We start from the raw sequence: 12,725 nt of genomic DNA, 5'->3' as shown, positions 1-12,725 counted from the left end.
TTCTCGGACAATGCGCTACATAGTGATCGGAGCAGGAGCAGTCGGCGGCACCATCGGCGCCCGCCTCCACCAGGGCGGGCACGAGGTCGTGCTCGTCGCGAGAGGCGCGCACCACGAGGCGCTCAAGCGTGACGGACTCCGCCTGATCACCCCCGATTCCGACGAGACCCTGCGCATCCCCGCGGCCTCCGGCCCGATCCCCACCCGCGACGACGACGTGCTGATCCTGGCCACGAAGTCCCAGGACACCCTGGCCGCCCTCGATCCCTGGCCGACGGACCTGCCGGTCGTGTGCGCGCAGAACGGCGTGGCCAACGAGCGCACCGTCCTGCGCAGGTCCGAGCGGGTCTACGGCATGTGCGTGTGGCTGCCGTCCCAGCACCTCGAACCCGGCGTCGTGGCCGCCTACGGCCGGCCGTACTCGGGCCTGCTGCACGTCGGGCGCTACCCCCGGGGTGTGGACGACCTCGCCGGGCAGATCGCCGACGACCTCGGCAAACACGGGCTGCTCGGCCGCGCCACCCCCGACGTCATGCGCTGGAAGCACGGCAAGCTGCTCAACAACCTCGGCAACGCCGTCGAAGCCCTCGTCGGGCACGCCGACGGCATGGCAGAGCTCGCCGACCGGGCCCGCGCCGAGGCCATAAGCGTGTTCGAGCACGCGGGCATCCCCTACTCCACCGCCGAGGACGAGCGCCGGGTCCGCGGCCACCAGGTGGACGTCGTGCCGATCGAAGGCGTCCGGCGGGGCGGCGGATCGTCCTGGCAGAGCCTGGCCAGGGGCAGCGGCTCGATCGAGGCCGACTACCTCAACGGCGAGATCGTCCTGCTCGGCCGCGAGCACGGCGTGCCCACGCCGGTCAACGAAGTGCTGCGCCGCGAGGCCAACCGGGTCGCCCGCGAGAAGCTGCCGCCCGCCTCGATGCCGGTGGCCGAGCTGACCGCGCTCATCGACGCGCGTTCCGCAGCCTGATCCCGCTGAACTCCATGCTGCTGCCGGTCACCTCGTGCCAGAACGGCCACAGGTTGTCCAGCACGCGCAGCTGGATCCCGGCCTGCTCGTGCAGCTCGAACAGGTCGCCCACCGGCTCGGGCGGGCCGATCGGGACGACCGGCTCCCGCGACACCACGGCGTGCGGCGGGTCGCCGATCGGCGCGAACCCGGCCGCGGGCAGGCGGTAGGCGTACAGGCGCACGTCCATGATGGCCTTGAGCCAGGCGTACTCGACGGCGTGCACGCGGTCGCCGCAGCCCGCGCCGGCGATCCTGGCCACGTCCTCGTCGGTGGTGTCCGGCCCGCGCCAGGCCATCGCCCGCGGGCAGGCGCGCGGGAACCAGTGGTCGGGGCAGCGGTCGTGGCCGACCGCCCACACGTACGGCTCGCCGAGCGAGGACGTCACCGCGGCATGGGGCACGAACCGCTCGATGGTCGGGTCCTCGGAGAAGTGCAGCACCTGGCCGGGCTCGGGTCTCATACCCGCCATCATGCGCATACCCCGTCTCCGTCAGGGCAGAAGAAACGCGCTCTGACGACAAGGGGTGAGTTCGGATGGTCTTATTGGGTCTGATCCTGGTCCTGCTCGCCGGCGGCGCCGTCGCCTTGGTGGTGACGGAGGAGAGCTCCAGGTACATCCTGTTCGGCAACACCTACCAGCTCGACCACGTCCAGATGTTCCTCGCCGGAGCGGTCGTCGCGGCCGCCCTGCTGGCGGGGATCTGGCTGATCGGCGCCGGGTCGCGCAGGACCGCCAGGAAGCGCCGCAGGCTGCGGGCCGTCCGCGCCGAGGCGTCCGACCGGGTCTCCCGCCTGGAGGACGAGAAGCGCGACCTCGAACGGCGGCTCGAACGCGACCGCAACCGCGCCGCGCGCGACGGCGTGACGGACGGCGGAACGGACGGCCGCGTCGCGCACGAACGGGTCGCGAGCGAGCGGGCCGCGCACGAACCGGTGGACGGCGACCGGCTGGTGGCCGGCGGCCGCCCCGACGACACCAGGCCGTGAGCTCATGGGCGCGAGGGCAGCAGCTTGCCCTCGCGCCAGAGCGCGAACCCCGTGGCCAGCGCTCCCACGCCTTCCCAGAGCCCCACGCCGAAGAACTCGCCCGGCGCCGCCCCCGTCAGCACCAGCGTCGTGAACACCGCGAACGTCACCAGCCGGAACGGCACGGTCCACCGGAAGAACGGCGTGTAGTCGGCGGATGCCGCGAAAACGTAATAGACCCCCATGTTCACCGCCGCCATCGACGAAGCCGCCATGTAGACCAGCGTGTAGTCGCCGGACGGGCGTACGCCGAGCACCTCGAAACCCAGCAGGACCAGCAGGGAGTCCGGCGACAGCAGCCCGACGAGCCCGAGTGCGAAGGCGAGCACGCCGAAGACGCCGATGGTCCACCCGGCGGCGGAACGCGGAAGACGCACAGAAATCCTTCCAAAGGGGGGTGTAATCTGCGAGGCGATCTCATCATGCACCCGGAGGTCGCATGCCCCCCACGCGTGGCCGTCCCATTGCTCTGAAGCTCCTGATCCTCCTGCTCGTGCCGCTGCTGTCCCTGGTCGGGCTGTGGGCGTTCGCGGCGGGCCTGACCGGCGGCGACGGCCTGCGCCTGCTGGAGATCAACAAGCTGGCCTCGAACCTGGCCACGCCGTCGGAGCGGATCAACGCCGAGCTCCAGGACGAGCGGCTGGCCTCGGTCGAGTTCCTGGCCACCCACCGCGGCGCGGACAAGCTGGCCAGGCAGCGCGGGCAGACCGACCGGGCGGTGGCGGCCTTCCGCAAGCTGGCCAAGGACCAGCGCGGGATGTCGCCCGAGATGCGCACGCAGCTCGACGTCCTCAACGCCAAGCTCGACCTGCTGTCCGGCATCCGCGCCGAGGTGGACGGCGGCACAGTCGCGCCGCTGGCCGTGATCGACGGCTACAGCCAGATCGTGGACGCCTCCTTCCGCATGTACGACGCGATGGTGCTGGTGCCCGACATGTCGCTGTACCGGCAGGCGCGGGCCGTCACCATGCTCGGCGAGGCCAAGGACCTGGTCTCGCGCGAGCGCGCGATGATCGTCGTGGTGCTGGCCAGAGGGCGGGTCGAGGCCGTCGAGCGGGAGGCGTTCACCGGGATGGTGGCGACCCGGCGGCTGCTGTACTCGCAGGCGCTCTCGCACCTGGACGGCGGCCTGCGCGGCCCGTACGCGCAGCTGGCCACCTCCCCCGTCTACAAGGAGTTCCTCGACGCCGAGGACGCCATCCGGGGCCAGGCCGCGATGAACGGCCTGCCCGCCACCGCCGCCACCTGGGAGGTGGACGGCCAGAACCTGTGGGCGGTGCTCGAACGCGACCAGGGCCAGGCCGTGGAGGGCATCGTGGCCCGGGTGACGCCGGCCGCCGGGAGCATCCTGATCAAGATCGGCGTGGCCGGCGGCGTGGGCCTGCTCGCCGTGCTCGCCTCGATCCTGCTGTCGCTGCGCTTCCGCCGGCGGCTGGTCCGCGAGCTGGCCGGGCTGCGCGACGCGGCCACCGAACTGGCCGAGGTGCGGCTGACCGGGCTGATCGAGCGGCTGCGCACGAACACCCGCCCGCCCACGGCCGCCGAGGTCGCGCCGCTGGAGGTCAGGACGGAGACCTCCGAGGTCGCCGACATCGTGCGGGCCTTCAACCACGTGCAGTCCACGGCCGTGGAGGCCGCCGTCGACCAGGCCAGGCTGCGGCACGGCGTCAGCCAGGTCTTCGTGAACCTGGCCCGGCGCAACCAGTCGCTGCTGCACCGCCAGCTGCTCCAGCTCGACAGCATGGAGCGGGCCACCGAGGAGCCCGACCTGCTGGCCGACCTGTTCAAGCTGGACCACCTCACCACCCGCATGCGCAGGCACGCGGAAAGCCTGATCATCCTGTCCGACCAGGCCCCCGGGCGCGGCTGGCGCAACCCGGTGGCCATCCTCGACGTGCTGCGCGCGGCCGTCGCGGAGGTCGAGGAGTACGAGCGCGTCGAGATCCTTCCGCCGCCGCAGACCGCGCTGCTCGGCGCGACCGTCACGGACGTGGCCCACCTGCTGGCCGAGCTGGTCGAGAACGCCACCCTCTTCTCACCCCCGCAGACCAGGGTGGACGTGCGCAGTTCGAGCACCCCGAACGGCCTGATGATCGAGATCGAGGACCGCGGCCTCGGCCTGCCCCGCGTCGAGCTGGACGAGCTCAACGACCGGCTGGCCAAGATGCCGGAGTTCGACCTGGCGCAGAGCGACCGGCTGGGCCTGTTCGTGGTCGGCCGGCTGGCCGCCCGGCACGACATCAAGGTCACCCTCGCGCCCTCGCCCTACGGCGGCCTGACCGCGATGGTCTTCCTGCCCTCAGCCCTCCTGGCCGACCAGCCGGTCCTCGCCGGGAGCTAGGTAGGCCGTCCCGCCCGAGGCCCGCGCCCGCGCGGCCGCCAGCAGCCGCCGGTGGCCGTGGGCGGGCAGCAGGCGGGCGGCCTCCTCGTGGGTGTAGAACCCGTGGTCGTCCAGCTCCTCGGCCTGCAGGGTGATCACCGCGTCCGACGGCAGCTCGCCGCAGTCGAACATGAAGTTGACCATCGCGTACGGCACGTAGGCCAGGCCGTCGACCCAGCTCACGGCGAGCAGCCGGCCGACCTCCAGCACCAGGCCGAGCTCCTCGGCGACCTCCCTGGCGCACGCCTGCGCCGGGTGCTCCCCCGCGTCGATGATGCCGCCGGGGAAGGACCAGTGGTCGCGGTAGTTGGGCTTGACGAGCAGGGCCCGGCCCCGCTCGTCGGTGATGTAGGCCGCGGCCCCGGTGACGACCCGGTTGACGGTGGACCAGAAATCGTTCACCGGGCCAACGTTACGGCAGCACCTGCAGCAGCGCCTGGGTCCTGGCCCTGGCCGGTTCCTCGATCCGCTGGCTCTCCTTGCCCGCCGCGTCCAGCACGACCAGCGTGTTGTGCGCGCCGCCCGCCACGCGGACCACCAGCCGCCCGTCGGCCAGGTAGAACGCGCCGATCAGCCGGCCCTTGACGGCCGGGGTGAGCTTCCGGCCCGTCACCAGGTCGACCACGGCGGGCTTGAAGGCCGCCGGCCAGCTCCCGTCGCCGAGCGCGGCGGGATCGGCCGGGACCGCGACGACCGCGTTGCGGCCGTTCGGCGACAGGCTCTGCACGTGGGTGACGAGCTTGACGCCCTTGGCCCTGGCGGCCTTCCCTGTCCTGACGTCGAGCCGGTAGACGGCGTCGGCCTCGCCGGTGTAGCCCGCGAGGTAACGGCCGCCCGCCGCCCACGCCAGATGGCACACGCCCTTGGACGTGCCGAGCCTGCGCCTGCCGGTGCCGTCGGCCTTGACCGCCATGACGGTCTCGCCCTTGCCGACGTAGGCGACCTGCGTCGAGTCGGGCGACCAGACGGGGGTCAGGCACGGCGTGCCGCCCTGGAGCTTCGTGGCCGCGGTGACGGTCTTGGCGCCGTCCTTGACCTGGAGGTCGCCGCCGTCGGTCACCCAGGCGGCTTTCCTGCCGTCCGGCGAGACGGCGAACTGCGGCAGCGCGCCGATCTTGGCGAGGGTGCTCCACTCACCGCCTTCGTAGCGGGCGAGCCGGTGGCCGTCGTCGGCGTAGACGGCGGCGCCCGAGAGCTCGGGCGCGGTGGCCGCCGACGCCGGGGCGGGGGCCAGCAGCGCGGCGCCGAGGGCGATCCCGGCCACAACACGAATCTTCATGACAGCCAATGGTGCCGTAACGGATCAAAGACGCATGAACGGCTCGCTGAAGTGCGCGGTGGCGATCGTCGCCCGCTCGGCCCGCAACGCCGCCAGGACCTCGGTGCGCGTGCGCGCGGCCGCCTCCTGGTCGTCGTCGTAGACGTAGTGGATGCCCGGGTCGGCCAGTTGCACCGGGTGGAGCACGAGGTCGCCGGTGATGGCCAGGTCGCCGACCCTGGCGATCTGGTGACCGGGGGTGTGGCCGGGCGTGTGCTGGACGTGGATGCCCGGCGCGATCTCGGCCTGCCCCTCGACGACGTGGAGCTGGTCCTTGAGCGGGGTCAGCAGCAGGTCGGACATGGCTCCGGAGGCCGAGTCCACCTCGGCCCGCTGGAGCACGTGGCGCGCGTTCTCGAACACCGGCCGGCCGTCTGTGACCGCGCCGCTCGCGTGGTCGCTGTGCAGGTGGGTGAGGACGACGGTGCCGATGTCGGCGGGCACGACGCCCACCGCCGCCAGCTCGTCCGTCAGGACGCCGGGCACGGGCGCCCAACTGGCCGCCGGGGAGTCCTCCCCGCCGATGCCGGTGTCGACGAGGGTGAGGCGGCCTGCGCCGTCGCGCAGCAGGTAGCAGTGGAAGTGCAGGACCCACGGATCGTCCGCCGGACCGGATCCGGGGAACATCTCGGCGAGCGGGAGGCGGATCGCGGGGCCCATCGGGCCCACCGCGTCGCAGAGCGGCGTCACCTCGACGCCGGAGACGGTGATGGGGCTGTGCTTCATCCCGCCTAGGTTAGGCGGCGACGGGCTGCCGCGGAACGTACTCGTTCTCCAGGTCGGCGGCGTAGACGGCGCGGCAGCAGTGGGCGCACCGGTACATGATCGGGCCCTCGTCGAGCGTGTGCTGGCACTGCGGGCAGTGGACGGTGTTCATGGTGTTCCCCCAAGGAGCTCGGATGTGTCCATGGAACCCCCGCCGAGTTGCAGGGGTCCTGCATGTCACTTGACACGGTGCCGCTGCGCTGATGGGGGTTGTGTGCCTTCGCACCGCCGGCCGGGGGTCTTCCTCACGGCCGGGTGCGATGAAGAACATTGTCACGCGTACGGGCCGGGACACGCGGCAGAACACACCAGAACCGTCCGGGAATAGTCCAAGAGGGCTAGGCGTTTGATGGGGCGGAACGTGTGGTATCTTCCCCACAAGCGTTGAGCTTCCGCTCCGCTGGTTCTGCTCCAGCCCCGCCCAGGTTTCTCCGGGCCCGGCTTCTTCATCGCACTCGCCGATCTCCGGTCGGCGCATCTCCCCCAAAGGGGCTCATCATGTCTGTTCACACCATTCCGCAACAGCGCGCGGAAACGCCCGCAGGGCAGGTGAGCGGCCTCCTCGACGTACAGGAGAAGTCCGCCTTCATCCGCGCGGAACACCTTCCCGGGCCGGGCGACGTCCGTGTGCCGCCCGAGCGGGTCAGGCAGCTCGGGCTGCGGCGCGGCGACCGCGTCGTGGCCACCGTGGCCGGGAACAAGCTGGCCGGCGTCCAGTCCGTCAACGGCCTGGCCGAGTGGCGGGACCGGCCGCGGTTCGAGGAGCTGACGCCCGTCCACCCGGACGAGCGGCTGGTCATCGAGACCGGGTCGCTCAGCACCCGGGTCATCGACCTGGTCGCGCCCATCGGCAAGGGACAGCGCGGTCTCATCGTGGCGCCGCCCAAGGCCGGCAAGACGATGGTGCTGCAGGCGCTGGCCGCCGCGGTCACCCGCAACCATCCCGAGGTGCACCTCATGGTCGTGCTCGTGGGCGAGCGGCCCGAGGAGGTGACCGAGATGCGGGCCTCCGTCCAGGGGGAGATCTTCGCCTCCACCTTCGACCATCCCGACCGCGACCACGCCGCCGTCGCGGAGCTGGCCCTCGAACGCGCCAAGCGCCTGGTGGAGGGCGGCCGCGACGTCGTGCTGCTGCTCGACTCGCTGACCCGGCTCGGCCGGGCCTACAACAACCTCGCGCCCGGCGGCGGCCGGGTGCTCACCGGCGGCATCGACGCCCGCGCCCTCTACCCGCCCAAACGCTTCTTCGGCGCGGCCCGCAACGTCGAGGGCGGCGGCTCGCTGACCATCCTCGCCAGCGCCCTCGTGGACACCGGCTCCCGCATGGACAACAGCCTGTACGAGGAGTTCAAGGGCACCGGCAACATGGAGCTCCACCTCGCCCGCGACCTGGCCGAGCGACGCCTGTTCCCGGCGGTCGACCTGGAGGCCTCCGGCACCAGGCGCGAGGAGCTGCTGCTGCACCCGCAGGAGCGGCAGGTGATCTGGCGGCTGCGCCGCACGCTGGCCGGGCTGGACCGGCAGCAGGCACTGGAGACGCTCGTCGGCAAACTGCGCGCGACGCCGTCCAACGCCGCGTTCCTGCTGGAGGCGCTGCGCGCGGCGGCGTGAGGCCGCTGGAGAATGGGCGCATGCTGGCCGACATCGTCGAACATCTGATCTGCCCCGTCTGCCACGCGGACGTGGAGCTCGCCGAGGGCGCACTGCGGTGCGCGCGGGGGCACTCCTTCGACGTGGCCAAGCAGGGGTACGTCAGCCTGCTCACCGGGTCACGCCCGCCCGGCACCGCCGACAGCGCCGCGATGGTGGCCGCGCGGGCCGAGTTCCTGGCGGCCGGGCACTATGCCCCGCTGGCGCAGGCGCTGGCGGAAACCGTACGCGTACGGGTGGCGGCCGGAGAAAAACGTGAATCTTCTACTGAATCGAATGACGAAACCGGGCCGGGAGCGTACGGTGGGGCGGGAGTGGAGGCCGGTCCGCAAGGTGGGCCGGTGACCGTCGAAGGTCTCGGCGCGGCGGGCAGGGTCGCACCGCTGATCGTCGACGCCGGCACGGGCACCGGGCACTACCTGGCGGCCGTGCTCAATGCGGTGGACGATGGCATCGGGATGGCGTTCGACGTCTCCAAGCACGCCGTACGGCGGGCGGCGCGGGCGCATCCGAGGCTGGGGGCGTTCGTGGCGGACGTGTGGCGGCCGCTCCCGATCCGGCATGGGGTGGCCGATGTGGTGATCGATGTGTTCGCGCCCAGGAACGGGCCCGAGTTCCGGCGGATCCTGCGCCCTGGAGGGGCCGCGGTCGTCGCGACCCCCGCGGCGGCGCACCTGAGCCCGCTGGTCGGGGAGCTGGGGCTGCTCTCGGTGGACGAGGAGAAGGATCTCCGGGTCGCCCGCAGCATGCAGGGGTTCACCATGACCGGACGGCGCGCGATCGAGTTCGACATGGAGCTCGGACCGGACGAGCTGGTCCAGGTCGTGGGAATGGGCCCGAGCGCGTGGCACACTGATTCCGCCGAGCTGGCCGCCCGCATATCCGGTTATTTCAGCCGACATGCCAAGAATGGCCAGAATAAAGTTACGGTCAGAGCCGCGTTTCATCTGTCTATCTTCGAGCCTGAGCCCCGTTCAAGACCTGTTCCTTGACGGGCATCTGCGACTGGTGTTACTGATGGGGCATTTAGTCCGAAATTCCCCCACATTCCCCGAGTATTTCCCCGACTCAGGCGCAATACTGGACGGCATCCCGCACCCAGAGGGCGTGGGCCATCGATGGGAGGGGGCGCGCCGGATGAAGGCGGAGGAACGCTGGCAGGCCAGGTTCCGCGCGTCGCGCATGACGCTGCCGGCCTGGGCCCGCCAGGCCCCGAACCGCTCCATCTACCGCTCCAACGCCACCGGGACGTGGGAGGTCTACGCCTGGGACCGGGCGACCGGCGCCGTGCGCCAGGTCACCGACCGGCCCAAGGGCACCGCGTACGCGGCGATCGACCCGGCGGGACAGTGGATCTACTGGTTCGCCGACACCGACGGCGACGAGTTCGGCACCTGGTGGCGCCAGCCGTTCGCGGGTGGTCCGAGCGAGCCGGCCGCGCCCGGCCTGCCGCCGGGCCAGCCGGGCGGCATCGCGCTGTCGGCCACCGGCCTGGCCGCCATCAGCCTGGCCAGCGAGGGCACGTTCCGGATCCATCTGGTACGCCCCGGCGCGCCGGCCGAGCTGCTGTACGAGCACGCCGAGGCCGCCTGGGTGACCGACATGTCCCTCGACGGCTCCCTCATCGCCATCAACCACGGCGAGTACGGCGACTTCCGGCGTCCGGCGCTGCGCGTCGTCGACCAGCACGGCGAGACCGTCGGCGAGCTCTACGACGGCCCCGACAAGGGCGTGCACGGCCTCCGCTTCGCCCCGGTGCTCGGCGACCGCCGCCTGCTGACGCTGCACGAGCGACGCCAGCGCCACGAGCCCCTGGTCTGGGACCCGGTCACCGACGAGCAGCGCGAGATCTGGCTGAAGGACCCCGGCGACCTGGCCGCCGAGTGGTTCGACGACGGCCGCGGCCTGCTGATCGTGCGCGACCACCGCGCCCGCAGCTACCTGCACCGCTACGACCTGGCGGGCGGCGTCCTGACCCTCATCGACACCCCGCACGGCGTGATCGACGAGGCCGCGCCGCGGCCCGGCGGCCACATCGAGTACTCCTGGTCCAGCGGCTCGCGCCCGCCGGTCATCCGGTCGAGCAACGGCCAGGTCGTGCTCAACGCGGGCGGCCCGCCGGCGCCGCCGAGCGTCCCCGTCGAGGACCTCGACGTCGAAGGGCCAGGCGGGCGCATCCACGCGCTGGTGTCCAAGCCCGAGACCGGCGCGGCGCCCCACCCGGCGGTCTTCCTCATGCACGGCGGCCCGACCGACCACGACCGCGACGCCTTCTCCCCCGAGGTCGCGGCCTGGGTCGACGCGGGCTTCGCCGTCGTCCGCGTCAACTACCGCGGCTCGACCGGCTACGGCTCCGCCTGGCGGGACGCGCTGCACGGCGACGTCGGGCACATCGAGCTGGCCGACATCGCCGCCGTGCGCCAGGCGCTGGTGGACCGGGGGACGATCGACCCCGCCCGGCTGATCCTGGCCGGCACCGCCTGGGGCGGCTACCTCTCGCTGCTCGGCCTGGGCGTCCAGCCCGGCCTGTGGGCCGCGGGCATCGCCGCGGTGCCCATCGCCTGCCACCAGACCTGCTACGAGGACGAGGCCGAGAGCCTGCGCGCCTACCAGCGCGCCCTGCTCGGCGGCTCCCCCGACGAGCAGCCCGAGCGGTACGCGTTCTGCTCGCCGATCACCTACGTGGACCAGATCAAGAGCCCCCTGCTGATCCTCGCCGGCGAGAACGACACCCGCTGCCCGCTGCGCCAGATCGAGAAGTACGTCGCCAAGCTCGCCGAGCACGGCCGCGAGCACGAGCTCTACACCTACGGCGCCATCCGCGGCTCGCTCGTGGTCGCCGAGCGCATCGCGCAGACGGCCCTGCAACTGGAGTTCGCCCGCAAGCACGTGCACGTCGGCTGACCTCGCGCGCACGTCGTGGGAGCGCTCCTGCGGGGACGCTCCCGCGCCGGTCAGCGCGCGCGCAGGACCACGATGGCGAGGTCGTCGGCGCTCGGCTCGGCGGCGAACTCCGCCGCGCCCCTGCGGATGCGCTCGGCCACCGCCCTGGCCGACAGCCCGGCGCACTCTGCCAGCAGCTTGGCCAGGCCGCCGTCGTCGTCGAGCAGCCGCCCGCCCGAGCGCCGCTCGGTCACGCCGTCGGTCACGGCCAGCAGCACGTCGCCGTGGTCGAGATGGATGGTGTCGGCCTCGAACACGACCTCGTGGAAGACGCCGAGCAGCGACTGCGGCGTCGTCACCGCCTCCACCTTGCCGCTCGGCCTGAGCCGCAGCGCCTCGGGATGGCCGGCGGACACCAGCCGCACCTCCAGGCCGGACGCCACGGGCGTGATGTCGCCGTGGAGCAGCGTGAGGAACCTGGCCCGCTCGCCCTCCTCCAGGATCGCCTGGTTGAGCCGGCCGAGCACCGCGGCGACGCCGTAGCCCTCGCGGGCCAGCAGGCGCAGCGTGTGCCGGGCCAGGCCGGTCACCGCGGCGGCCTCGGGGCCGGTGCCGCAGACGTCGCCGATCGCGAAGCGCCAGGAGTCGTCGCCCGCCTTGAACAGGTCGTAGAAGTCGCCGCCGACCTCGTTGGCCTCGCCGGCGGGCTCGTAGATGACGCCGTAGTCGAGGCCGGGCACCTCGGGCTCGTTGGGCGGCAGGAGGCTGCGCTGCAACGCCCGGTTGGCCGCGGCCTGCTGGGCGTAGAGCCGGGCGTTGTCCATGGCCAGCGCGGCGCGCCTGCCGATGTCGTCGGCGAACTGGATGACCTCGTCGGGGAAGCGGTCGGACCGGCCCAGGCACATCATGCCGAGCCCGCGGCCGCGCGCGGTGAGCGGCACGGCCAGCACCTGGGAGTCGTTCAGGTGGATGACGGACGTGGCCCTGGTGTCGGCCGCGCCGACGTCCATGTCCGTGAGCTGCTCGCGCAGGCCGTCGATGCGGGCCTCGTCGGCGTGCCAGAGGTAGACCAGCCGCAGCGGGCCGCCCGAGTTGCCGGCGGTGTAGACCGCGCACCAGCTCGACAGGCGCGGCACGACGATCTGGGCGATGATCGCCGGGACCATGTCGGGGTCGAGGGTGCCGGCCAGCAGGTCGCTGGCGTCGGCCAGGAAGCCGAGCCAGTGGGGGCCCCGAGCGCTCTCCTCCGCCCATTCGGCGGCCACCTGGTCCACGGAGCCGGGTAGCGTGAGCCTTGCCCAATGGACACGGGAATCGCCCGCGAAGGTGACTCCCCACTCCTCCACGTTCACGGAAGGAGCCTTCGGGTCACCGTGCGCGGTGATCCGCTGCCGCAGTTCGACCTGGACTGAGTCCCCGTAATGCTTCCAAATCACCTCAAACGGCTCGTCAGAGACCTGCTCCGCCAGATCGCCGGCCACCTGCTCGGCGGTGTGGAGCACGCTGACGGTGGCCCACGCGGTCATCACCTCGCGCGTGAACCTCATCGCAGCCGTCACAGCGGTATCGCCAGGCGCGAAGGTCGCGGCCAGGACCGCGTGGGGAGAAGCAGTCATCCCATCGTGCCTACCACACTTCTCACTGACTTGGGGTAAATCCAAGGGCAGGACTACGAGCTACTCATCGTG

13 protein-coding genes are annotated in these 12,725 nt (G+C 72.1%); 6 read left to right on the top strand and 7 right to left on the bottom strand.

Features of this window, described 5'->3' with window-relative positions; genetic code table 11:
• Positions 1-10 precede the first annotated feature (10 nt).
• Positions 11-973, top strand: a complete 963-nt coding sequence (locus ACWEJ6_RS13095) for a ketopantoate reductase family protein (RefSeq protein WP_452423632.1) — start codon at positions 11-13, stop codon at positions 971-973.
• On the opposite strand, the gene ACWEJ6_RS13090 is transcribed toward ACWEJ6_RS13095, so the two are convergent.
• Positions 948-1,475 carry a DUF6886 family protein gene (locus ACWEJ6_RS13090; protein WP_352357502.1) on the bottom strand — a complete coding sequence of 176 codons (528 nt, stop codon included), beginning with the start codon at positions 1,473-1,475 and terminating at the stop codon, positions 948-950. The genes ACWEJ6_RS13095 and ACWEJ6_RS13090 overlap by 26 nt on opposite strands.
• A gap of 74 nt (positions 1,476-1,549) precedes the next feature.
• Between ACWEJ6_RS13090 and ACWEJ6_RS13085 the strand changes: the two genes are divergently transcribed.
• Complete coding sequence (locus ACWEJ6_RS13085) at positions 1,550-2,002, top strand: hypothetical protein (protein WP_387677617.1); 453 nt, start codon at positions 1,550-1,552, stop codon at positions 2,000-2,002.
• A gap of 2 nt (positions 2,003-2,004) precedes the next feature.
• Here the strand turns inward: ACWEJ6_RS13085 and ACWEJ6_RS13080 are convergent, their stop codons facing one another.
• Positions 2,005-2,418, bottom strand: a complete 414-nt coding sequence (locus ACWEJ6_RS13080) for a hypothetical protein (protein WP_387677616.1) — start codon at positions 2,416-2,418, stop codon at positions 2,005-2,007.
• Positions 2,419-2,480: 62 nt separating this feature from the next.
• Here ACWEJ6_RS13080 and ACWEJ6_RS13075 point away from each other — a divergent pair, with 62 nt between their 5' ends.
• Positions 2,481-4,382: a sensor histidine kinase gene (locus tag ACWEJ6_RS13075; RefSeq protein WP_387677614.1), complete on the top strand. Its 1,902-nt coding sequence runs from the start codon at positions 2,481-2,483 to the stop codon at positions 4,380-4,382.
• On the opposite strand, the gene ACWEJ6_RS13070 is transcribed toward ACWEJ6_RS13075, so the two are convergent.
• The 4 genes from ACWEJ6_RS13070 to ACWEJ6_RS13055 are packed head-to-tail and all read right to left on the bottom strand — an operon-like array spanning position 4,341 to position 6,616.
• On the bottom strand, positions 4,341-4,823 hold the full coding sequence (locus ACWEJ6_RS13070; RefSeq protein WP_452423629.1) for an NUDIX domain-containing protein: 483 nt from the start codon (positions 4,821-4,823) through the stop codon (positions 4,341-4,343). The two genes, ACWEJ6_RS13075 and ACWEJ6_RS13070, sit on opposite strands and share 42 nt — an antisense overlap.
• A 10-nt stretch (positions 4,824-4,833) precedes the next feature.
• Entirely contained in the window at positions 4,834-5,700 is an 867-nt protein-coding gene (locus ACWEJ6_RS13065) for a TolB family protein (RefSeq protein WP_452423627.1), read from the bottom strand.
• A 24-nt stretch (positions 5,701-5,724) separates the two neighbouring features.
• A complete protein-coding gene (locus ACWEJ6_RS13060; RefSeq protein WP_452423625.1) occupies positions 5,725-6,465 on the bottom strand; it encodes an MBL fold metallo-hydrolase in 741 nt (246 codons plus the stop codon).
• 10 nt (positions 6,466-6,475) lie between these two features.
• A complete protein-coding gene (locus tag ACWEJ6_RS13055; protein WP_352321299.1) occupies positions 6,476-6,616 on the bottom strand; it encodes a hypothetical protein in 141 nt (46 codons plus the stop codon).
• A gap of 386 nt (positions 6,617-7,002) precedes the next feature.
• Here ACWEJ6_RS13055 and rho point away from each other — a divergent pair, with 386 nt between their 5' ends.
• From rho to ACWEJ6_RS13040, 3 genes are all read left to right on the top strand, one after another.
• The gene (gene rho / locus ACWEJ6_RS13050; protein WP_452423622.1) at positions 7,003-8,115 is read left to right on the top strand and encodes a transcription termination factor Rho; all 1,113 of its coding nucleotides are present in this window, start codon (positions 7,003-7,005) and stop codon (positions 8,113-8,115) included.
• A gap of 20 nt (positions 8,116-8,135) precedes the next feature.
• Complete coding sequence (locus ACWEJ6_RS13045) at positions 8,136-9,146, top strand: putative RNA methyltransferase (protein ID WP_387677601.1); 1,011 nt, start codon at positions 8,136-8,138, stop codon at positions 9,144-9,146.
• 145 nt (positions 9,147-9,291) lie between these two features.
• Complete coding sequence (locus tag ACWEJ6_RS13040) at positions 9,292-11,058, top strand: S9 family peptidase (protein ID WP_358290594.1); 1,767 nt, start codon at positions 9,292-9,294, stop codon at positions 11,056-11,058.
• A 50-nt stretch (positions 11,059-11,108) separates the two neighbouring features.
• Here the strand turns inward: ACWEJ6_RS13040 and ACWEJ6_RS13035 are convergent, their stop codons facing one another.
• On the bottom strand, positions 11,109-12,584 hold the full coding sequence (locus ACWEJ6_RS13035; protein ID WP_452423619.1) for a PP2C family protein-serine/threonine phosphatase: 1,476 nt from the start codon (positions 12,582-12,584) through the stop codon (positions 11,109-11,111).
• Positions 12,585-12,725: the final 141 nt, after the last annotated feature.

The organism is Nonomuraea sp. NPDC004702 (assembly GCF_053601695.1).
The sequence above is the reverse complement of the archived record's forward strand: the minus strand, read 5'-3'. Positions and strand labels throughout refer to the sequence as shown.

Bases quoted from the DNA above. Each gene is read 5' to 3' on its own strand.
- ACWEJ6_RS13095 (WP_452423632.1), top strand. From the start codon at position 11: ATGCGCTACATAGTGATCGGAGCAGGAGCAGTCGGCGGCACCATCGGC.
- ACWEJ6_RS13090 (WP_352357502.1), bottom strand. From the start codon at position 1,475: ATGAGACCCGAGCCCGGCCAGGTGCTGCACTTCTCCGAGGACCCGACC.
- ACWEJ6_RS13085 (WP_387677617.1), top strand. From the start codon at position 1,550: ATGGTCTTATTGGGTCTGATCCTGGTCCTGCTCGCCGGCGGCGCCGTC.
- ACWEJ6_RS13075 (WP_387677614.1), top strand. From the start codon at position 2,481: ATGCCCCCCACGCGTGGCCGTCCCATTGCTCTGAAGCTCCTGATCCTC.
- ACWEJ6_RS13065 (WP_452423627.1), bottom strand. From the start codon at position 5,700: ATGAAGATTCGTGTTGTGGCCGGGATCGCCCTCGGCGCCGCGCTGCTG.
- ACWEJ6_RS13060 (WP_452423625.1), bottom strand. From the start codon at position 6,465: ATGAAGCACAGCCCCATCACCGTCTCCGGCGTCGAGGTGACGCCGCTC.
- ACWEJ6_RS13055 (WP_352321299.1), bottom strand. From the start codon at position 6,616: ATGAACACCGTCCACTGCCCGCAGTGCCAGCACACGCTCGACGAGGGC.
- rho (WP_452423622.1), top strand. From the start codon at position 7,003: ATGTCTGTTCACACCATTCCGCAACAGCGCGCGGAAACGCCCGCAGGG.
- ACWEJ6_RS13045 (WP_387677601.1), top strand. From the start codon at position 8,136: ATGCTGGCCGACATCGTCGAACATCTGATCTGCCCCGTCTGCCACGCG.
- ACWEJ6_RS13040 (WP_358290594.1), top strand. From the start codon at position 9,292: ATGAAGGCGGAGGAACGCTGGCAGGCCAGGTTCCGCGCGTCGCGCATG.
- ACWEJ6_RS13035 (WP_452423619.1), bottom strand. From the start codon at position 12,584: ATGAGGTTCACGCGCGAGGTGATGACCGCGTGGGCCACCGTCAGCGTG.